The organism is Alteromonas sp. KC3, from assembly GCF_016756315.1.
In the GTDB taxonomy this organism is placed as follows: Bacteria; Pseudomonadota; Gammaproteobacteria; order Enterobacterales; family Alteromonadaceae; genus Alteromonas.
The window spans coordinates 3210193-3230639 of record NZ_AP024235.1 but is presented as its reverse complement, the minus strand read 5'-3'; the positions used below and the strand labels follow the sequence as shown (position 1 = coordinate 3230639).

19 protein-coding genes are annotated in these 20447 nt (G+C 42.8%); 11 read left to right on the top strand and 8 right to left on the bottom strand.

Annotated features, from left to right (window positions below; all coding sequences use genetic code 11):
• The first annotated feature begins 59 nt into the window (after positions 1–59).
• On the top strand, positions 60–1169 hold the full coding sequence (locus JN178_RS14385) for a hypothetical protein (RefSeq protein ID WP_202262142.1): 1110 nt from the start codon (positions 60–62) through the stop codon (positions 1167–1169).
• Between the two features lie 277 nt (positions 1170–1446).
• The gene (locus JN178_RS14380; protein WP_159627148.1) at positions 1447–1914 is read left to right on the top strand and encodes a DUF3718 domain-containing protein; all 468 of its coding nucleotides are present in this window, start codon (positions 1447–1449) and stop codon (positions 1912–1914) included.
• An 85-nt stretch (positions 1915–1999) separates the two neighbouring features.
• On the opposite strand, the gene JN178_RS14375 is transcribed toward JN178_RS14380, so the two are convergent.
• The gene (locus JN178_RS14375; RefSeq protein WP_442859710.1) at positions 2000–3310 is read right to left on the bottom strand and encodes a M24 family metallopeptidase; all 1311 of its coding nucleotides are present in this window, start codon (positions 3308–3310) and stop codon (positions 2000–2002) included.
• A 283-nt stretch (positions 3311–3593) separates the two neighbouring features.
• Here JN178_RS14375 and JN178_RS14370 point away from each other — a divergent pair, with 283 nt between their 5' ends.
• Positions 3594–4229: a transporter substrate-binding domain-containing protein gene (locus JN178_RS14370; protein ID WP_202262140.1), complete on the top strand. Its 636-nt coding sequence runs from the start codon at positions 3594–3596 to the stop codon at positions 4227–4229.
• 69 nt (positions 4230–4298) lie between these two features.
• On the opposite strand, the gene JN178_RS14365 is transcribed toward JN178_RS14370, so the two are convergent.
• A complete protein-coding gene (locus tag JN178_RS14365) occupies positions 4299–4679 on the bottom strand; it encodes a VOC family protein (RefSeq protein ID WP_202262139.1) in 381 nt (126 codons plus the stop codon).
• 85 nt (positions 4680–4764) lie between these two features.
• On the opposite strand from JN178_RS14365, the gene soxR reads away from it, so the two are divergent.
• Both soxR and rlmF read left to right on the top strand, forming a co-directional pair.
• Complete coding sequence (gene soxR, locus JN178_RS14360; protein ID WP_202262138.1) at positions 4765–5244, top strand: redox-sensitive transcriptional activator SoxR; 480 nt, start codon at positions 4765–4767, stop codon at positions 5242–5244.
• Between the two features lie 40 nt (positions 5245–5284).
• Positions 5285–6187: a 23S rRNA (adenine(1618)-N(6))-methyltransferase RlmF gene (gene rlmF / locus JN178_RS14355; protein ID WP_202262137.1), complete on the top strand. Its 903-nt coding sequence runs from the start codon at positions 5285–5287 to the stop codon at positions 6185–6187.
• A 26-nt stretch (positions 6188–6213) separates the two neighbouring features.
• On the opposite strand, the gene JN178_RS14350 is transcribed toward rlmF, so the two are convergent.
• The 5 genes from JN178_RS14350 to betB form a co-directional block, all read right to left on the bottom strand.
• Positions 6214–6906 (bottom strand): hypothetical protein, encoded by a 693-nt coding sequence (locus tag JN178_RS14350; protein ID WP_202262136.1) that lies wholly within the window; start codon positions 6904–6906, stop codon positions 6214–6216.
• A gap of 201 nt (positions 6907–7107) precedes the next feature.
• On the bottom strand, positions 7108–7806 hold the full coding sequence (locus JN178_RS14345) for a TorF family putative porin (protein WP_202262135.1): 699 nt from the start codon (positions 7804–7806) through the stop codon (positions 7108–7110).
• 112 nt (positions 7807–7918) lie between these two features.
• Positions 7919–9136, bottom strand: a complete 1218-nt coding sequence (locus JN178_RS14340) for a BCCT family transporter (protein WP_202262134.1) — start codon at positions 9134–9136, stop codon at positions 7919–7921.
• Positions 9137–9312: 176 nt separating this feature from the next.
• Positions 9313–10971: a choline dehydrogenase gene (gene betA, locus JN178_RS14335; RefSeq protein ID WP_202262133.1), complete on the bottom strand. Its 1659-nt coding sequence runs from the start codon at positions 10969–10971 to the stop codon at positions 9313–9315.
• Between the two features lie 15 nt (positions 10972–10986).
• Complete coding sequence (betB, locus tag JN178_RS14330) at positions 10987–12453, bottom strand: betaine-aldehyde dehydrogenase (RefSeq protein WP_202262132.1); 1467 nt, start codon at positions 12451–12453, stop codon at positions 10987–10989.
• Between the two features lie 496 nt (positions 12454–12949).
• Here betB and JN178_RS14325 point away from each other — a divergent pair, with 496 nt between their 5' ends.
• A complete protein-coding gene (locus JN178_RS14325; RefSeq protein ID WP_202262131.1) occupies positions 12950–13468 on the top strand; it encodes an Mpo1 family 2-hydroxy fatty acid dioxygenase in 519 nt (172 codons plus the stop codon).
• A gap of 111 nt (positions 13469–13579) precedes the next feature.
• On the opposite strand, the gene JN178_RS14320 is transcribed toward JN178_RS14325, so the two are convergent.
• Positions 13580–14236 carry a crotonase/enoyl-CoA hydratase family protein gene (locus tag JN178_RS14320; RefSeq protein WP_202262130.1) on the bottom strand — a complete coding sequence of 219 codons (657 nt, stop codon included), beginning with the start codon at positions 14234–14236 and terminating at the stop codon, positions 13580–13582.
• Between the two features lie 226 nt (positions 14237–14462).
• Between JN178_RS14320 and JN178_RS14315 the strand changes: the two genes are divergently transcribed.
• The 5 genes from JN178_RS14315 to ylqF all read left to right on the top strand — a co-directional run bounded on the left by JN178_RS14315 (position 14463) and on the right by ylqF (position 20357).
• Positions 14463–16409: an aminotransferase class V-fold PLP-dependent enzyme gene (locus JN178_RS14315; RefSeq protein ID WP_202262129.1), complete on the top strand. Its 1947-nt coding sequence runs from the start codon at positions 14463–14465 to the stop codon at positions 16407–16409.
• Between the two features lie 15 nt (positions 16410–16424).
• A complete protein-coding gene (locus JN178_RS14310) occupies positions 16425–17663 on the top strand; it encodes a hypothetical protein (RefSeq protein WP_202262128.1) in 1239 nt (412 codons plus the stop codon).
• Complete coding sequence (locus tag JN178_RS14305) at positions 17660–18448, top strand: transglutaminase-like domain-containing protein (protein WP_202262127.1); 789 nt, start codon at positions 17660–17662, stop codon at positions 18446–18448. Before JN178_RS14310 ends, JN178_RS14305 begins: the two co-directional genes overlap by 4 nt.
• A gap of 93 nt (positions 18449–18541) precedes the next feature.
• Complete coding sequence (locus tag JN178_RS14300; RefSeq protein ID WP_202262126.1) at positions 18542–19303, top strand: TrmH family RNA methyltransferase; 762 nt, start codon at positions 18542–18544, stop codon at positions 19301–19303.
• A gap of 49 nt (positions 19304–19352) precedes the next feature.
• Positions 19353–20357 carry a ribosome biogenesis GTPase YlqF gene (gene ylqF, locus JN178_RS14295; RefSeq protein ID WP_202262125.1) on the top strand — a complete coding sequence of 335 codons (1005 nt, stop codon included), beginning with the start codon at positions 19353–19355 and terminating at the stop codon, positions 20355–20357.
• The last annotated feature ends 90 nt before the right edge of the window (positions 20358–20447 follow it).

The following is a 20447-nucleotide window of genomic DNA, read 5'->3' as shown; positions in this document are numbered from 1 at the left end:
ATAAGAGCTAGGTGCATGACAATTAAGCTGGCGTAAATGTAGGGAAGTAAACGGTATTTATGAGTAAAAACAGACCGCTATTTAAGCACATACGTAATCACTCTGCTTTGTTCAGTGAACTGTGTCACTACAGAAATGAAGCAGTACAACATCTTGGCTTTCAAGACTACGAATTTCACAAAACACCAAAGTTTATTACCGAAGATGGTGCGCGACTGACCATTGAGCCTGAACGCAGTATCGTGTTACCTAGTGTCAATACTCTTGCGGGTCTCAAAAGCAAGCTTGTACAGGCCATTGAAACACTGCACATGGTTGAAAATAGTGAGATTGGTTATCGCTACCCTACGGCGGCACTAGCGGGCTTAGATGCACCATTTATAAAACGGATGCGCTCTGAATATTTTCACCGAGTAGACGAAGATAGAAGTATCTGTCGGCCGGTAAATTTATCTTACGGGATCAAAAGTCGAGGTAAAGCCGATAACCGCTTGGAGTATGAAGTCTGGATGCCTGATGAAGCACCAGATCAAAATCCGCTCCCATTACTTATTGATTTATACGGTGAGGACCTCCCTAATGATGTGCGACATTTTGTCGAGAAGCCGTCTAAAGTCCATGGCTGGATGGGGGTGAAAAGAGCTGCATTTGAAGCGCTGTATACCCACAAAGAATGTGGTGACCTAATAATATGTGTGGCAATGAGTGTCGATGCTTACAATATTGGTGCTAAGCCAGATTTGTCATATTCCCCCGAAGCTGAAAGCTCAATTGCCATTAACAACGCAGAATTCGAGTGGGAAGTAGAAGGGTACTATGCGCCGCGCGATTGGCAGTTTGACCACGACGCTGTATGGCATGCCATCAACCATACATTAGAGGCAATTAATGCGCCGCTAGAAGACCTTTATACAAGCGATATTATTCCTAGCACTGAAAGCAAAACCGAGCGAATCCTCTCGACGCTAGCGTCACTGGGGGTTACTCAAAACGAAATTGATGCATTGAACCTGCAGCCTTGGGAGTTCATGTTGACAGAGAGTGAGCACAGAGTAAAAGCACACGATCCTACGCGCTCTGTGAACTTACTGGGTAGATTGAATCGTCTGTTTTACCAACCAGAGCAACAGTTGCCTTCTCTTAATTGGATCCATGACCTTATTTTGTAAGGTCATGGTATCCAAATCATCTTTTTTTCTTATCACTTTTTCCATTCTAACAGTGAATACGACGGCAAGGGCTGTCATGAATTCGTCTTATTTGTAAATTTTTAGATAAAATTACATTATTTTTGTAAATAACTTTCAGTTTTGTCGTGATCTGACTGTTTGTTTCGTATTTTTTGTAATTAAATTACGAAAAATGCTTTATTTATTGAAATTTTTGTTCATAATGTACACATCACTGAGGTGATATCTAATTTAGTTACAAAATAGGAATTCAAAAATGAAACTGTCTACATTCGCCATTGCTTTAACACTTTCTGTTGCTGCAACTCAATCTTTTGCTAAAGATGTTCGTCTTAAGCCTGTAAACAATAATATCGAAACACAAGCGTGTTTAACGGCTGCTGAAGAAGGTTTTGGTCCAGCATTGCGCTTTATCCGCAACAGCGGTTTTAACGCAGAAGAATTTAGTGCATCTGTACGTTGTAATGGTGAGTCATTACGTACGTTTGCTTATATGTATAAAAACAATGAAGTAACTGAGAATGCAAAAACGGTTGCATTGGTTGCTAAAAATCAAGACGCTGCGTCACAAGCTTGTCTAGAAGCACTTACTATCGGTAAAGATGCTGCTTTAGTTAAGTATGGCCTAGAAGGTGAAAATATTATTTGTAACCATCAAGACATTTCAGACTTTGTACGTCAGTACAGTGCTGAAAATGTCATCGTGCGCTCTAACGCAGAGTAAGCACTAAGCAAATTATTGCTTACAACATTGTACAGTTTCATGGCCTTTCGCTTAAGAAAGCGAAAGGCCTGACACTTTACTCAATTCACTGCTTTGAAGCGTTAATCAAGTGAAAGGCCTTTTGCCTTCCATCCAAATACACCACTTCACGCCCGTCAAAAAACGCATCTTCTTCTAGCATAATTCGAATTTCTTTATTCCACGCATTAACTACGCTAGCTGCATTTAATTCTATTGAATATACCGTTTGACCATACATAGGGTAGTCGCCCTGAACAGGCACACCTTCTTGCGCATCCCACATTCCTATTGTTGGGCCTGCAGCATGACCGTGTAATCCCAACGGGTGAGTATAAATTGATGGTGTAATGCCTTCTTCTATTGCTTGTTCTCTGGACATTTTTAAAATGGCATTACCTGTTCGCCCAAGTTTAAAGTTGCTGGTTAAAATGTCTTGTAGACGATTGGCAGTAGCTAAAGCTCTCTTTAAATCCTCGGGTGCATCAGTTTCGCCTTCTCTTAGAACGTAAGCATGTTGTTGCTGGTCAGTGTTAAGCCGAAGATAAGTAATGCCGAAATCAACATGAAGTAGGTCACCAGGTCGAATCACATTTTCGCCCGGACGCTTACTAAATGCTTTTATCTGGTCAAATTTTTCGTCATCAGCGCGTTGTATTGAAACGGTAGGGTGAAACCAGTTTGTGAGTCCAAGTTCGAGAGTTTGATCTCTAAGCCACCACACCACGTCATCTGTGGTGGTAATGTTTGGTGTTATCACGTCGTTAGAAAACGCTTTTGCTATAAGGTCGTGGCCAATTTGAGTGAGTATTGGATAGTGTTGCATTTCCAGTTCACTACGTGTTTCTAACCAGCCGATAGCCAGTTTTTCACCAGTCACAACTCTTGATGCAAAGGTGTCAGGCAAAGCAGTCATTAAGTTTGCGTATTCTGTTGAACTCATGCCATCTGCTAGCGCAAACTCCTTCGACGTATTAATAGCAATGCGCTTGGGGTTACGTTGTTTAATAATTTCTACCAGTGCTTGCCACTGATCAGGCTGCGCTTCCTTATCCCATGCTTTTTCAAATATATCGCCAACGGCATAACGTGCAACGGCAAGTGTCTCAAGCGCACGGCTGTCTTGGGGGCGATAAATGACAAGCATAGTATGGCGCCTTGCTGACAGCCAAGTAGAGGGAAGCATAGTCTTAAGGACAGGATCTTCATTGTATTCCCTAGACATAACGATCCACATATCAATGTTTTCTCGTTTCATTATGTCAGGAAGCACCTGCTCGAAACGCTGTTTTGTAATGCGATCAATTAGCTCGCTTCTTTCTTGCATGCTTAAAATGGGGGCAGCGCTAACAGTACAAATCGAAAACACGGCGAGCATGGCAATGGGAAATAGTTTACTTAGCATTGATTATTCCTTGTGCATTGACTAATGACTAATACAGCCCGTATAAAAAAGCCCCTATATTAACACTAGGTCCATATATTAAACGCTAAGTGCGTTGACAGGCGTCTACCGCATTTGAGTTGATCTATATCGCGGTAAGATTGATATTATCTTTTTTGTAACACTTGTCATGGTTTGGTGAAACGGTTTCATGAAGTATTTTGCGCTCTTATTACTTTTTTTATCTGCGTTTGTTAGGGCAGAGGGAGCCACTACGGTGAAATGGGGAACTGATCAGTGGGAAGGGTTTACTGATTACGATGGTACTGGCTTCTACCACGAGCTGATGAGACAAATTTTTCCTTTGCCGCAATTTGAGCTCGAAGTGAGTTACTTCCCATGGAAGCGTTCCTTAAAGCATTTGACGCAGGAAGAAATTGACATGACGGGAGGAATGCCTAAAAACAATGCTTTCTATCAGTCTGACAAGCCTGTTTTGAGTGAAAAAATTCTGCTCGTAAGTCGTGAAACACTTGATCGTGGCGACATCCAACAAATGCTAGGTGCATACCGAGCGGGATACGATGATGTAATTTTTTATGTTGCATTACCTAACAGCGCGTCTGGCATTGAAGTGAAGAGTGTTGAGCAAGGCTTGGCACTACTAAGACAAGGCAAAGTTGATTTTTATGTGGACACCGAAATTCTGATTAATCGTGTTTTCAGTGAGGGAATTCGCAATGGTGAATTTCAGTCTGCAGAAGTGGGTGACTTTGAGCTTTTTTGGTCTTTCGCAAGAAATAGTAAAGGCAAAGCGCTCAAACGTCATTTTGATGCACAGGTAGCGTTGCTTAACCAACAAGGCACTATACCTGCACTGTATCAAAAATACGCCATTGCAATGCCTTATTAGCGCCAATCGCCCCTGGTGTGAAAGCGTGCCTTCTAATAAGCACGCCCAAGTGTATCGTTCTAATAAATGCTACGTGTAGCTTACCACTTCAATTTCAATATTATTTTGTGCCATAAAATAAAAGCGTCGTCCCGGTTCATAGTCGCCATGGCTGAATGTATCGATGCCCATGGAAAGTATTTTAGCCTCTACAGCATCAAGATCAGCTACCACCACGCCAATGTGGTTAACGTTGGCAAGTGTTTTGTAGTCACTAACAATAGCATTTAGTTTTACAGGTTTATACAAAGCAAGATAGGCATTGTCATCGCCAACATGCACGCTATACCCCTCATTTTTTGCACCGCCTTGCCACCGAATCTTCCATTCAAACAACGTGCAAAGTAGCTGTGCCAGTGCATCAGGATCAGTAACGGTAATATTGGCGTGTTCTAGATATGCATTTTTCATTATTTACCCCTTTAAGTAGATAGTTAACGAAAACCAGCTTAATATCTAAAGCTAACTTTAGATCAAGTGCTGATTGGGATTTTTTATGTCACCAGAACCGCTAGTCAGTATCGGCTTCATTGCGAAGCGGACAGGTAATGCCGTTTCGCTCATTCGTTACTATGCCAATGAAGGGTTGATCCCGTCGGTACGTACCGAGGGAGGAAACCGCGTTTTCCCCCGTTCGGTCATAAGACGTATTTCATTTATTCTTATTGCACAGAATATGGGCTATTCACTTGCACAGATAAAGACGTTGTTATCGTCTTTGCCAAATAACAGAACCCCCACGCAAAAGGATTGGATAGCGCTTAGTGAAACATTCAACCAACATATTGAACAAAGAATAGCAGCGCTTACTAGCTTAAAAACGTCGCTGCAGGGCTGTATCGGTTGTGGTTGTTTGTCACTAGAGCGGTGTAAGCTGTACAATAGCGATGACAAAATGGCCGCGCATGGGGCAGGTGCACAATTGCTAGATGATAATGTTCAGTCTATGTACCTCGCACAGCGCCTTAAAGGGTAGCGGTCTTACTTCAACTAAATACAAGATTTCACAATCTCTCATGCACGTAAGAAACCTCCATAAAAATGGTTACCCAATGGCGGCACTTTGTCAGTCATTTCCCGCGCTAATCCCTTTTGTTGTTAATGCTAAAAGCGGGAACAAAAGCATAAATTTTGCCGATCCTAATGCCGTAATGGCACTGAACGCGGCTATGCTCAAGCACTATTACAAGGTCGATTTTTGGGAAGTACCAAAAGGCTACCTTTGCCCACCGGTGCCGGGGCGTGCTGATTACATTCACGCAATTGCCGATTTATTGGTGGCAAAGCCGCCCCAAAAAACAAACTCGGTAAGGGGGCTCGACATTGGTGTTGGGGCCAATGCTATTTATCCAATAATAGGTGTAAGTAGCTATCAATGGGAGTTTGTGGGAAGTGATATCGATGAAGTCGCGTTTGTAAATGCGAGTCGAATTGCCAAGAAAAATGCGCACTTATCTGAGCGCTTTAGTGTGCGCAAACAGGCTAGTTCCGACTACATATTCAAAGGTGTGATAAAAGACGACGACTACTTTACCTTTACGATGTGCAACCCACCGTTTCACAAATCGCAGGAAGATGCGTTATCGGGCACGCGGCGAAAAACAAAAAACCTTAAGCGCAACGTGAGCAAGCGGGGTGGACAGTCTAGCGCAATAGGTAAAGCCACCGCTAACCTTAACTTTGCAGGTCAGGCGAATGAGTTGTGGTGCAACGGCGGTGAACTCGCTTTTATACAGCGGATGATAGAAGAAAGCACTCAGTACAAAACTCAGGTAGGTTGGTTTACCTGTTTGGTTTCAAAAAGTGCGCACCTCAAACCTCTTGAAACCAGTATTCGCTATCACCATGCCTCAGAATTCGACATTGTTGAAATGGGGCAGGGGAACAAGCTTAGCCGGTTTGTGGCATGGCGTTTTTAGCGCCTGTCGTTGAGAAAAATGCGCGCTTAAGAAAAGCGCGCATTTCTGTGCTTTGCTGCAATAGGGCTCACTGCTACCCACTTGAACAAATACATGATGACCAGCTTAGTTATTCCACTTGTCACGGCTAATACTAAGAGGGGCCAACCTTTTGAAAACCCCATGGTTAGCGCAAAAGCAATTGTTGATATGTCCATCATAAAAATGAATTGACTCATTTTTAAGTCTACCGCTCCTGTGCGCCCCGATTTATAAATAAGCCTGATTTGATGAAAATAGCCCTGCGCGATTAACACTGAAACACACAATATAATAGAGGTGGATATTACCTTTCCTTTATCAGATATGGATTCACCGTAAAAAAGACCAATAACAGCAAGTAAGAGACCGCTCGCGGACAGCACAAAGCTGACTATCGACCTGGCCGATTTCCTATCCATCATGATTTCCATAATGATGCATAAAACCAGCAAAGAGGCGATTAGCCTAGGCCAAACAATGTAGTGATTAAAAGGCTCTATTGAGTATCCATACACGAAGAAAGACAAATAAGCCAAGAAGCTCACAGTAAATTGGTTTAAAGATAAAAGCTCGGTGGGATGCAAACCATTATCCGTATTTTTTCTTCGCCATATTTTCCTTAACTGTGAAAATACACCTATAAGGCTTATGAATATAAATGCGGTATTAACCGCACCTGTAATGTCGTAAAGGTTCAAACGCTTGCCTCTTTAATGATATTTTGTCGACAAAATACCATTAATAATGAGTTTGTTAGTATTTATTTACTTTATTGTGCTGATATTGTCGACATCTTGGTGTTTGTAAGGCTTGGTTGTAGGGAGAGCCATAAAGGCTACACGTAACGCATCGCTTGGAAAGCGGTAACGCTAAACGTGTAGCCAGACGAGATGTATAGTCTAAAACCCGAACGTTTTTGAAATGCCGAACACAACTCTCTCGTCAGCCGTGTTGTAGTCTAGATTGGTATTTTCTGCCGCAATTTCTATGTTGAAGCCCAAGTAACTGGTTTGATAGGCCAAGCGGTAGTGATAAAACGACGTTTCATTGTCTTGCCATAGCCACTTATCGCTATCGAGAGAGTTTGATACATCAAAACTTGCACGCAATGCATGGTTTTCTGCTAGCTGAAATGTATGTGCAACCATTGCGATAGCATGCTTTGCGCCGGTACCAAAGTAGTCCCACGTGTACCAAAAGTTTAGCTCTGATGCGCCATAATCACTGGCATAACCAAACTTGGTATAAAGCTCAGGATAGTTTCCGTCGCTTGAATCGCTTGCGCCGTGATAAGAGTAATAGGCAATGCCGTAGTCAACACTGACGGTTTCAGTGAGCATTTGGTAGCTACCAACGTAAAAGTCCCACTCAAGATTTGTGTCACCACCAAAATCGACATTTGATGCCCATGTACCTGCATATAATCCACTATCAAATGCTTTGTCTATGCCTACTTGCAAAGCGGGATCATTTTGGGTTTGGCTAACACCATTGAAGGTGTAATCTGATACGCCAGATACAGTAGCACTCCAATTGGCATATGTGGGGAATGTGAAAAGCGCAGCAAGTGCAGCAATAATTGAATATGTTTTGTTCATTTTATAAAAACCTTTTGTCTTTATTTTTTCGTTAGTTATTACAAATCGCACGCGAGCAAACACACGGCTTGCTTTCGCAAGCCATGATGTATGCAAAGGAAAAAGCGTGAAGTTAGTTCAGATTTTCGATCTTCGTGAAATCGATTTTGTTTTCTTTAGGCGATGCTTTTATCGCCATGACCGACTTATATTTTTGGCTGAGAATATAGCCAAAGCAGCCAAAGAACAGGGCGATGACGAGAGCGCCGACCCATTGAATTTGCAAGAAGTCTAGCTTGAACAATAACGTTAGCATCGAAAGAGCGACAATGTTTAATGCAAGGTAGTTGGCACGACCGATGCGTTCTACCGTAATATTTAAATTGTCGGTGTAAAGGCGAATGAGTGAATCGAGTGAATTGATCACAAATACAATACCGACAAATACCATGGCAAAGTTAACCAAACCATCTGTTGAAATACCCGCACTGTGGTAGTGGTAAAGCACTGAGAACCATGCGGCAATTGGGATAGACGGTATCACCATCATTGCAATTAGTACCTGATAGGTTTTAAGGCCACCGACAAAGCGCGATGTAAACTGGCCAATCATAATGCTCCAGCTAAACCACCAGAATAGATAAAACTCATGATATTCATTAATCGGTAGTACAAATTTATCGATATTGGCAAAGTAGCCGCCGATTAACCCTAAGTTTGCAAAGTAACTTGCCATCTTACTTTCGCCAAATATGAAAGCGCCTGCCCACATACCTGCAATTAGTGCGATAAAAACCCATGTTGTGGTAATACTCAGTATGCGAACAAACTTGATACTGGTACTTGAATACACAGCAAACGCAATAGCAGCAAAAACAATGGCGTAGAACGTCGGCACAATTGACTCACCATCGCCTACGCTGGGCAAGTACCAAGGCAAGTTAGAGAGTAATAGAAAGGCCGTAAATGCACAGGTGCCAATGATCACAACGTTGTTAACGAACTTTACTGCTGGAAGCTCGAAAAACTTCACCTTTGGCTCGATTACGCAGAAATAAAAACAAGTTAAAAAGTAAAACCCCCAAATTAAGAACCCCCAGAAGCCAAATTCTATAGCCAACGGGTTGGTAAATGCGTATTCGGGGCTTGCGCTTATGTCAGCATAACCGGCAAATTCAGTCAGTGGGAACATAATTAAGCCCACGTCTAAACCTGAGGTAAAGAGGATAGCAATAAAGGTAAGGGTTCTCACTGGCATAACGCCAACCACTTTCACATTGCCCCATTTAAACAAAATATAGGCCACAGAAAGTAGAGTGAAAATAATGCCTGCACTAAGCCATACTGTCATTATCACCCTCCCAATATTGATAAAAATGTAACATGTTTTTTCCTTTTTTTAGTTATAAACATTGTGCCCAAATTACCTTGCTAATCGCACGATAATACACTGCACAGGGTGACCTACCCGGTAGGTAGAACACTGGTGTAAATGCTCGACTTTAATGGTGTTTCACGTTTTATTTCCTAACGCTGCGCGGTCTGCCAATTGGCGTTTAGTCCAACACTGACGTTTTGCTCAGGCAGCCTCGGCTTTCCCAAGATAATATCTGCTGCTTTTTCCGCTACCATAATGGTGGGGGCATTTAGATTGCCATTTGGAATGGTTGGGAATATAGATGAATCGACAACTCTTAGGCCTTTAATACCATGAACCTTGGTATCAGAATCTACCACCGCCATATCGTCTTCTCCCATCTTGCAAGAACAAGACGGGTGGTATGCACTTTCTACGGCATCACGAACAAACGCATCTATTTCTTCGTCGCTTTGAATGTGCTCTCCAGGCTGAATTTCACCATCGCGAAAATCATCAAATGCCGATTGCGAAATTATTTCGCGAGTCAGACGCACACAGGCGCGGAATCCTTCGATATCCTCTTTATGCTGTAGATAATTAAACACTATCTTTGGCGGCACTTTAGGATCTGATGATTGAATGGTTACGCTACCGCGACTCTTAGGCTTGTTATGGCCTACGTGCACTTGGAATCCATCGCCGTCAAACGCCGACTTACCGTCATAGCGAATTGCTGCCGGCAAAAAATGATATTGAATATCAGGCCATTCGACCTGAGGCTTTGAACGGATAAATGCACATGACTCAAAATGATTGGTCGCACCTAGCCCTGAGCGATTAAGCAACCAACGAGCCCCAATAAGCCCTTTTGAAATAAGCCCCAACTTGCGATTAAGGGTAATAGGTTGTTTACATTTGTACTGGAAGTAAAACTCCAAGTGGTCTTGCAAGTTTTGTCCAACACCAGGCAAGTGGTGTTTGACCTCTATCCCAGCAGCATTAAGGGCATGAGTTTCTCCTATACCTGAAAGTTGCAGTATATGGGGAGAACCAATAGAACCTGCGCTTAAGATTACCTCTTTACCTGATATTGCGTTATGCGTCTTTCCTTTTACTTGGTACTCAACGCCAGTAGCTTTTTTGTCTTCAAGAAGCACTTTGGTCACGAGTGCGCCTGTTACTACAGTTAAATTCTTACGCGATTTTACGGGGTCGAGATATTCACGGCTGGTTGAACTTCTAACACCATTTTTTACCGTCATATGCATGGGGCCGAAGCCTTCTTGTTGGCGACCGTTGTAATCAGCAGTAATGTCGTAACCAGCCTGCTCGCCTGCCTTTACAAAAGCAGTGTAAAGCGGGTTTTTCATTTCATTACCGTTGTTAACGCCTATTTCACCGTTACCGCCGCGATAGGCATCATTTCCTTTGTACCAACTTTCGGCTTTTTGAAAGTAGGGTAAACAAGCTTGGTAGTTCCAATCTTTAGCGCCGTGGGCTTCCCACTCGTCAAAATCTTTTGCATGCCCTCGAACATAAACCATGCCGTTGATTGAAGACGAACCTCCCAACACTTTACCTCTAGGGCAGTGCATTTTTCGGTTATTAAGGTAGGGCTCTTCTTCAGTGTGAAATTGCCATGCGTACTTGTCGGTGTTCATTGGAATAGACAAAGCAGTGGGCATCTTTATGAAGATACTTTTATCTGAACCACCCGTCTCTAATAGCAGTACGCTATGCTTAGGGTTTTCGGATAAACGGTTTGCCAGTACGCACCCCGCAGAGCCCGCACCTACAATGATGTAATTAAATGTTTGTGATGTCATTAGTAAAACTACTCCTTAAAACGGGCTCTCAATATCAACCATACCGACATAGACTGACTTCGTCTGGGTATAGCTGTTGAGTGTTTCTACGCCGTTTTCTCGGCCAATACCGGACTGTTTATAGCCTCCAACTGGCATTTCAGCAGGTGAGTTACCGTAAGCATTAATCCAACAAATTCCCGCTTGAAGCTGATGAATGACGCGGTGTGCACGTTGAATATTTTGACTAAATACTCCAGCGGCAAGCCCAAGTGTTGTGTTGTTTGCACGTGTTATCACTTCATCTTCGTCATCAAAGACGAGTACGCTCATGACGGGGCCAAATATCTCTTCTTTAACAATGGTCATGTCATCCGTACAGTCAGTAAAGATAGTAGGGGCGACGAAGAACCCGTTCGGGGCTGATTCAGGTGAAACTGCGTGTCCGCCAGTAAGTAATGTGGCACCTTCCTGTTTACCTTTATCGATATAATTTAGTACCAACTCTTGGTGCTTTTGTGAGATCAGAGCCCCCATATTGACGTTGGGGTCAAGGGGATCACCAATGATGATGTTCGCTTCGGTACGTGTTTTTAGCTCATCGATAAATCTTTGATATACAGAACGTTGTACGTAAACGCGCGTACAGTTTGTGCAAATTTCGCCTTGGGTGTAGAAGTTGCCTAGCATCGCGGCACTTACCGCCTGACTAATTTTGGCATCTTCAAAGACGAGCAATGGCGATTTACCGCCAAGCTCCATGGTAACGTCTTTTAGGTTTGTCGCTGCAGCACTTTGCATAACCTTCTTGCCAGTACCGACTTCACCGGTAAACGAGATTTTTTCAATGTCAGGGTGTGAGGTTAGCCATTGACCCACTTCTGCAGCGCCGTGGACTACGTTAAATACACCAGCAGGAACACCTGCTTCTATGAATATCTCTGCAAGTTTCATAGCGCCCATTGGCGTTTCTTCAGAAGGCTTGAATATAAATGCATTGCCTGCCGCCAATGCAGGGCCTGATTTCCAACAAGCTATTTGAATGGGGTAGTTCCAAGCGCCAATACCAGCGCAAATACCTAGCGGCTCTTTTCGCGTATAAAAGAAGTCACCGCCCACACCTTGCTGTGTTCCTAATTGTGTTGGCGCGAGACCTGCGTAGTACTCAATAACATCGGCACCCGTTTCAATATCAACGCAGTCTGCTTCTTGAATAGGCTTACCCGTGTCTAGCACTTCTAATTTAGCGAGTTCGTCGTTACGACTTCTCAACAACGCAACCGCCTTATTAAGAATACGCATACGCTCAACAGGCATCATGGCAGACCAAGCAGCAAAGCCCTGTTTCGCACTCTCTATTGCCTGTTGTTGAATGAACTCATCAGCAATTTCGACGTGATAAATCACCTCTGCTGTTGCGGGGTTAGTAACAGCGAAGGTTTCTCCGTTTTTATTTGCCAACGGCTTGCCATGAATGAAATTCTGATAAGTCGGTAATGCCATGTAAAACTCCTAACGCTGTTAACTTAAAATCACTGAGATACTTTCTATAAACACAACAAACACTACGGTTTCATGAATATGTGTTTAAAAGTTAAGCACTTAGTCTGTCAAAATCATTTAATATTTGATTAATTTATTTTGATTGGCTGTTCAATAAAAATAAATTGTATAGTGCTCTAACTAATTTTTCAACTTGATAAGTTTACTAACTGATATATGGAACGCTTTTTTTAATCTTGTATTTAATGTAGTTTGTTGATTTTAAAAGGTTGTTTTTTGGTTTTGCGGCTAGTGTTAAATTTTGCGGTAAATAAGATATTGTCATCAAGGATTTTGGTTACCCAAGTAAAAACCGAAAAATAGTTCGGAGTCTAACTATTTTGCTTGGTGAGAATTAATGTGTTTTCAAAAATGGTGAAATGTCTTTTAGGCGACAGTTTAAGTGCAAAAGCAGACATACACTTATTGCTCAATATGTGAAAAGTGGTAACAACTTATGAAGACATTAGAGCAATACCTCGGCGAATACGGCCATTATCATAGAGATCAGAGAAATATATATACCCACTATGCGGGTATACCACTTATTGTCTTTTCGGTGTTTTGTCTTTTAAGTAAGCCTGCGTTTTTAACGGATGTACCGCTTTTGGGCGAGACTATAGTGAGCCCCGCTATAGCAGTATGGGTTATTGGAAATCTATTTTATTTTAAGCTCGATAAAAAACTGGGTTCAGTAATGGCCTTAATTACCGCCGTTATGGTGTACTTTGCTCAATCAGTTGCCGCGCTTGGTGTTATCTCTTGGTTATCTGTGTCGCTAGGTATTTTTGTGGGTGGTTGGGCGCTTCAATTCGTGGGCCATCACTTTGAAGGAAAAAAGCCTGCTTTCGTTGACGACATTATGGGGTTGGCAATTGGTCCCTTGTTTGTACTAGCGGAAGTGGCGTTTGAGATGGGGCTTCGCAATAAATTGAAGCAAGACATTGAACAGCGTTGTGGCCCCATTCGACACTAAAGTGTGTTTTAAAGGCGTGTTTTAAGGGTGTTATGACAGCACGCTAGGCTAAGATGGCAAAGGCCTCTTCGGTTTTGCCTGCTATGGCTTAGCGCGCTATTTCAATTAAAGCTAGCCTTTCATGTTAGCGAGAGTGGCTTTCCTTAACTGCATCTTAGATTCTGCAAAAGCCTGACGTGGCAGCATCTTAAGCTTGTCTGCATAACCTAGCGCCGTTGCCAGTACTTGGTCTTGCGGTACGGCTGCATCCAGAAAGCCTGCTTTGACCGCTTCTTTACCGTCATAAATACGAGAGAATAACAGCGCTTCTGTTTGGCATGTATTGGCAAGTCTTGCTTTTGCTAGCTCCATACCAAAAGGAGGCAATACCATACCAATTGCGGTTTCATTAAGGCCGTATTTGGTGTCTGCATCTTTACCAATGCGCAAATCTGCTGCCATTAATAAAATGGCACCCATCGCGATACTATGACCCTCTGCTGCAACCACCACAGGTAATGGAAAGCTGTATAGGCGAACGATAAGGTCAGCGCCAGCTTGAACAAGTTCAAGCTGTTTGCTTTTGTCATCAGCTTTCATTACCGACAAATCGAAGCCACCACAGAACTTACCTTCACCGCCGTGAAGCACCACGGCATTCGCTTTTTGTTCGGCCTCATCTAATGCGTTGTTAAGTTGTTCTATTAGCGTGAAGCCAACCGCATTTACCTTTCCGTCGTCAAAGGTAATTACAGCAATATCATTTTCTATTTTTAAATCGAAAGCCATGTTGTGTTTTAGCTCCATTTCAGTAAGTGACAAAGGGCAAATCTCAAAAGGGCCACTATCATACCTATACACAACGTAAAATGCCCACTTCGAGAAAGTAATAAAGTGCGATTTATAATGGTGATAGAGCAAATGAAAACTTCACACAACATGAAATTCAGCGTTACACTCTAATTTTGGTAACCACGTTAGCGCCATGCGCTAAGTAACTAATCACGGATGTTTGATGCGCCCTCATTTGAAAATTCTTGTTATAGAAGATGCCGCTGATTTGCTTGAGCAAATCACCACAAGTATTAGCAATACCATCACGTATTTTGATCGTGATGATGTAGAAATAAGTCTGATAGAGGCAAATGCGGTAGCCAAAGCGTTACAGTTTGTGCGTGACGACGGAGACATTCAAGCGGTTGTGTTTAGCTGGGACGTGGTAGCAAAAGAACACGAACTCGTTAGTCAGGTTGCTGACTCTGACGACAAAGGTGCTGTTATTCAAAACAACGCTCGTGTGATTGATGCCATCAAACGAATACGCCCTGAGCTACCGGTTTATGTATTGGGTGATGCGGTTAAAGGACTGGACATCGTTAATCAGGCCAACGGTATAGAGTCATTCTTTTATCGCAATGACATTATCTCAGACCCAGAATCTATACTGGGTTACATCATTAATGACTTTGATGATAGAAATGAAACACCGTTTTGGACTGAGTACAAAGATTATGTTGTAGAAGCAAACGACTCTTGGCATACACCAGGGCACAGCGGCGGTGCGAGCTTTAGAAACTCTCCTTACATCAGCGATTTTTACCGCTTCTTTGGACGCAACGTGTTTGTCAGTGACCTTTCGGTGAGTGTGGACTCATTGGGATCACTATCTGACGGCACACATGCTATTGGTAAAGCGCAGGCTGCTGTGGCAAATACATTTGAAGTGCGTCATTCTTACTTTGTCACTAACGGTTCTTCAACGTCGAATAAAATAATTCTGCAAACGTTGCTGCGAGAGGGTGATAAAGTTATAGCCGATCGCAATTGTCACAAATCTGTGCACTACGGCATTATTCAAGCGCGCGCAATGCCAGTGTATCTCGACAGTGTGTTTAACCCAGAGTATGGTATTTTTTCACCGCCGCGCATGGCACAAATTAAAAACCTTATAGAGCAAAATACTGATGCAAAACTCATTGTTCTTACCGGTTGTACGTACGATGGTTTGCTCACCGACTTAAAGCAAGTGGTTCAACTTGCGCATGAACATGGTATTAAGGTTTTCATTGACGAAGCCTGGTTTGCATATTCGCTATTTCACCCAGCATTGCGTGATTATTCAGCTATTGCGGCTGGCGCTGATTACATCACGCATTCAGCGCACAAAGTAGTTTCTGCGTTTTCTCAGGCGTCATTCATTCATGTCAATGATCCTGACTTCGACAAAGACTTCTTTAAAGAGGTCTTCGCAATACACACCAGTACTTCGCCAAAGTATCAACTCATTGCTTCGTTAGACGTCTGTCGTCAACAGTTAGAGATGGAAGGGTATAAAATTCTCAATGAGTTGTTGAGCAATGTGGCTGAGTTAAAAGCCCAAATGGCTAAATTCAAGCGTTTGCGGGTGTTAAGTCCACAAGATTTTGCCACAATGTTCTCGCACTTCGAAAGCGATAACATTGGTCATGATCCACTTAAAATCCTCATTGATGTTTCCGCATTGGATTATTCCAACCAAGAAATTCATCGATTCTTAATGGACGAAGTGGGTCTTGAAATAGAAAAGTTTACGCACAGTACAATCTTGGTGTTGTTAACGCTGGGCGGCATGCGCTCTAAGATAGTAAGACTATACAATGCGTTAAAGCGTTTAGACGATGGTGCCGTAAACTTAAGTAAGCGTAAAAGCAAAAGCCCTCTGCCAGCTGATATACCACCCATTCATTTGGACGATTTACCTTCGAAAGCGTTTTTTAGCAAGCGCGAGGCAATAGCGTGGCAAAATAGTGTAGGGCGTACTGCCGCTGGTTTAATCACGCCGTATCCTCCTGGGATCCCACTGATTGTACCGGGACAAAAAATTGAGCAAGCTCATATTGATTACTTGCAGGCGTTAGCGAGTCAAAAGCTTACCGTGCAGGGAATTTACGATGGTGAAATATACGTAGTGGAAGACGAGTAAAGGAATAAAATAACAATGAAAAAAGTAAACGCATCATTAATGGGTTTGGCACTGGTGTGCAGTGTAACCCCAGTACTAGCGAAAGATTATATTTCACAAGAACAGCTTCCTGGCTGGTTCAACGACGCGGTGAAACGCGAAGTGAAAATTACTGAAAAGTCGAATGTTACACTTGCAGAGTTTCCGCTAAGCGCTGCAATTTTGGGAAAGTGGTCTGATGTAGAGAAAGCCGATACGTATTGGTATTACACCGTTGACATCGGCACTGACACCCCAGTGGAGTGTTGGGCATTTCAAGATTACGATGGCCCCGCAAATTCACTTGTTAATATGATGAAGTATGCGACAGAGAATATCGCTACATTGCACAAAAGAGCACTAACCAGCCAGTACAACTACTCACTAAATGTGGAAAATATTGCCGATACAGCAGTACTTGATTATCAGGTGCTTTATAACCTGGGAACAGGTGCAGAGCAGTTAACAGGTTTAATGAAGGGGTTATCCGCCGAGTCTCCTAATGGTCTTCAAGTTTGTCTACACAACGAAATTGGCTATCGCGAAACCTTTAAGGATGTCTTTACCTCGTTTGTTAATGCGACGGATAAAAGCGCTCATGCAACACCGTTTTTTAACTCAGTTAATTCGGTATATATGAATAACGAATTGGTTGGTGTTGCGGTTGAGAAGTTCACTAAAGATGCTGATGGTGATGTTGAAATCAGAGAAGCGCTTTCAATGATTTTGCCTGTAGATGCAAACAATGTTGCTACAACAGATACTGTTACGCGTTCATGGAGTTATGCTGATGGCGAGTTAATAAATGCTTATACCTATTCGGTAGAGAACAGCGAAATGTCTTCGTCGCTATCGTTATCGGCATCTGAAGGTGTATGGGCCGTTGAAGGCGAAATACAAGGTAAGCCCATTTCTGCACAGTTAGAATATCAAGGTGAGTTTGTCTCTAACTTTGGTACTTACTTAGTGGTTGACGAACTGAATAAGACTGACAAAGAAACCACCACGTATGTAACTTGGTCTGCCGATACCGACCCAACAGCACCCACAACGACAACGATGTTGAAAGAGGGGCAGCAGGATGGTCTACATCTGTATAAGGCTGATATGGAAGGTTTTGAGGTAAAGTATAAGGCCAACGATGACCTAATAATGCAATCTGCTACCATGAGTATCGGGCCTGTCTCCATGTTAATAAAACCGCTTTTCGTTTCTGGTAAACCTACAGCGTTATGATGCGTTTATATACGTTAGTGTTGTGGCTACTTGCGAGTGTTGCCCATGGGCAAAGCTCGCCTACCTTCGCTCAAATCGAATTAACGCTTCATTCAGAACAAGCGTTACCCCTACCGTCAAGCATCCAGTTTGAAGTGGTGGTGAGTAAACCGTCTGAGTATCAAACTTTGTTAGCTGGCTGGGAAGGTGTGCAAGTGGATAACGTGTCAGGTAATACGCTCACGCTATCACTAAATGAACATTACGTAGCGAATGCGCCGGTAATAAATAAGCACACCCAGAGCAGCTTTGTCATTGATTATGACGAGCCTCAAGTTCAATCCGTTCTAACGCAGTTTAAGCAAACCAATCTGGTATCAACGCCAGATTTGCTTGGGCAAAGCATAGAGCAGTACGTGTCGACGTATATTACTGAACCTAGCTACATTCACAATTTTGCGTTTGCCTCTACCGTTGCTAAAAGTAAAAGTGGTGACTGTACAGAGTTTGCGGTGTTGACCGCAGCGTTGGCTAGAGGTCTTGATGTGCCCGCTCGCGTGGTTGTGGGCTCAGTTCTTGTGGAGGTCGATAAAACACTAGAAGCGTTTGGTCATGCTTGGAATGAACTGTATATCGAAAACAGGTGGCAGCGTATTGATGCGGCGCTAACCAATCAGCAAAACGCGCGCGTGTTTTACTTACCGAGTTACGTGCTTGATAACGAGGGACCTGGGTACGCGTTAGCGCTGGGTAAAAGCATGTTTACGTTGCCACAGCGCATAACCGATGTAAGAGGGCTAAAATAGGCGTAACAATAGTTTGTTGTGTACCACGCAGTACTTGAGTTTTCGTCTGTTTGGCTTACACTTGCGCCGCAAAAGATTTTAAGGTCAGGTTTAATGAAACTCAGTGATGTAAAAAAGCTCCACCAAAAGAAATACCGGTCTCAATTCGGCTATTATTTGGTGGAAGGAGAGCATCTGGTACTTGAGTTAATTAAGGCCATTAATGATAAACAGGCTTTTTTGAGTCTGAGTGAAATCACCTTTTACGCAACCTCACAGTACGCCGATTGGCTTTCTAAGAAGCTTTCAACAAACTATAAGGTTGAAGTTCTTAGTGAACAACAAATGGTATCGTTGAGCGATACTAAATCACCTCAGGGCATTATTGCCCTTGTTCCATTACCGAAAAAACGCTCCACCGAAACAAGCAATAAAACCTCTGCGAACACCTATTATGTGTACCTTTATGAAACACAAGACCCAGGCAATTTAGGCACGATATTAAGAACGTTGGCATGGTTTGGCAACGTCACATTAATGATGAGCCCAAATAGTGTTGACCCTTACAATTCAAAGGTAGTGCGAGCCAGTATGGGGGCTATATTTCACGTTGATATGGAGCTTAATGTGCCCCTTGAGTCATTGAATGATAGATTTCAGCACTTTGCTTACTTAGACATGAATGGCAAAAAAGTAATGTCGCCCACATTTGGTGATTATCAGTGCTATCTTTTTGGTAACGAAGCGAGAGGCGTGCCTAGAGAAGTGTTAGCCAGCCTCAACGCAGAAGCATTCACAATTCCAGGGTGTGGCAAAATTGACTCATTGAATCTGGCCAGTGCCGTCAATATGTGTGTCTATGAACTTTCGCGTTAACTCGCAGCTGTTGCAACCCCTTAATACTCGCAAAATATAGGAATAAACCGTGGCATTACAATGGTTCCCAGGGCACATGCACAAAGCCTTGAAAGAAATTAAAGAGTCGTTAAATCAAGTAGATATTCTAATAGAAGTGCTTGATGCGCGTATCCCATATTCTAGCGAAAACCCGGAAATTGCAAAAATTCGTGGCGACAAACCCTGTATAAAAATTCTGAATAAATATGATTTAGCTGACCCTGACATTACGGCTCGCTGGCAGGAAAGTTTAGAAAAAGAACGCGGCGTTAAAACGATTACCACATCAAGTGATAACCCGGGTAATAGTAAACAAATAATGCAGATGATAAGAAGCATTTGCGCCCATAAAGACGCTCAACCGAAAGCGATTAAGGCTATGATCACAGGTATCCCTAATGTGGGGAAGTCGACCTTGATTAACATATTGGCCGAGCGAATTATTGCTAAAACGGGCAATGAACCGGCCGTTACCAAAAGTCAGCAGCGGATTAACCTTGGCAGCGGCATTATTCTTTTTGATACGCCAGGAGTACTTTGGCCTAAGTTAGAAAACCCAAATTCGATTTACCGTTTAGCATCCTCAGGTGCAGTAAAAAATACGGCAATGGAGTATGACGACGTGGGATTTTTCGCGGCTGATTACCTTATTAAAGCGTACCCAGAAGTTATGCAAGAGCGCTACAAGCTTGATGAACTGCCAGACACAGAAATTGAGTTTCTAGAAGCAGCGGCGAAAAATCGCGGCGCAATTCAAGCTGGGGGTAGGGTTAATTTACACAAAATATGCGAGATATTACTGAAAGAACTTCAGTCGGGAAAACTGGGGCGTATTACGTTAGAAACGCCAGAGATGCTTGAACAAGAAAAAGAAGAAATGGCGAAAGAGGCGGCAAGAAAAGCTGAAGCAAAAGCCAAGCGCAAGCAAAAATTTAAAACTGGCTCGTTAACGCCAGATAAAAAAGACCGCAAAGAAAAACGTGAAGAAAAGCGTCAAGAACAAAGCCGTAGAATGAAAAAAGCGCGAAAATAAAAGTGTAATTAAATCAGCTGATCTTAATCGTTTAAGAAATTGCTTGCAAAATAGGCAAATTGCTTGATACTAACATAACATTAACAATGT

Bases quoted from the DNA above. Each gene is read 5' to 3' on its own strand.
- betA (WP_202262133.1), bottom strand. From the start codon at position 10,971: ATGACATCACAAACATTTAATTACATCATTGTAGGTGCGGGCTCTGCG.
- JN178_RS14320 (WP_202262130.1), bottom strand. From the start codon at position 14,236: ATGGCTTTCGATTTAAAAATAGAAAATGATATTGCTGTAATTACCTTT.
- JN178_RS14340 (WP_202262134.1), bottom strand. From the start codon at position 9,136: ATGACAGTATGGCTTAGTGCAGGCATTATTTTCACTCTACTTTCTGTG.
- JN178_RS14365 (WP_202262139.1), bottom strand. From the start codon at position 4,679: ATGAAAAATGCATATCTAGAACACGCCAATATTACCGTTACTGATCCT.
- JN178_RS14315 (WP_202262129.1), top strand. From the start codon at position 14,463: ATGCGCCCTCATTTGAAAATTCTTGTTATAGAAGATGCCGCTGATTTG.
- JN178_RS14380 (WP_159627148.1), top strand. From the start codon at position 1,447: ATGAAACTGTCTACATTCGCCATTGCTTTAACACTTTCTGTTGCTGCA.
- JN178_RS14345 (WP_202262135.1), bottom strand. From the start codon at position 7,806: ATGAACAAAACATATTCAATTATTGCTGCACTTGCTGCGCTTTTCACA.
- JN178_RS14385 (WP_202262142.1), top strand. From the start codon at position 60: ATGAGTAAAAACAGACCGCTATTTAAGCACATACGTAATCACTCTGCT.
- JN178_RS14305 (WP_202262127.1), top strand. From the start codon at position 17,660: ATGATGCGTTTATATACGTTAGTGTTGTGGCTACTTGCGAGTGTTGCC.
- betB (WP_202262132.1), bottom strand. From the start codon at position 12,453: ATGGCATTACCGACTTATCAGAATTTCATTCATGGCAAGCCGTTGGCA.
- JN178_RS14325 (WP_202262131.1), top strand. From the start codon at position 12,950: ATGAAGACATTAGAGCAATACCTCGGCGAATACGGCCATTATCATAGA.
- soxR (WP_202262138.1), top strand. From the start codon at position 4,765: ATGTCACCAGAACCGCTAGTCAGTATCGGCTTCATTGCGAAGCGGACA.
- JN178_RS14375 (WP_442859710.1), bottom strand. From the start codon at position 3,310: ATGCTCGCCGTGTTTTCGATTTGTACTGTTAGCGCTGCCCCCATTTTA.
- JN178_RS14300 (WP_202262126.1), top strand. From the start codon at position 18,542: ATGAAACTCAGTGATGTAAAAAAGCTCCACCAAAAGAAATACCGGTCT.
- rlmF (WP_202262137.1), top strand. From the start codon at position 5,285: ATGCACGTAAGAAACCTCCATAAAAATGGTTACCCAATGGCGGCACTT.
- JN178_RS14310 (WP_202262128.1), top strand. From the start codon at position 16,425: ATGAAAAAAGTAAACGCATCATTAATGGGTTTGGCACTGGTGTGCAGT.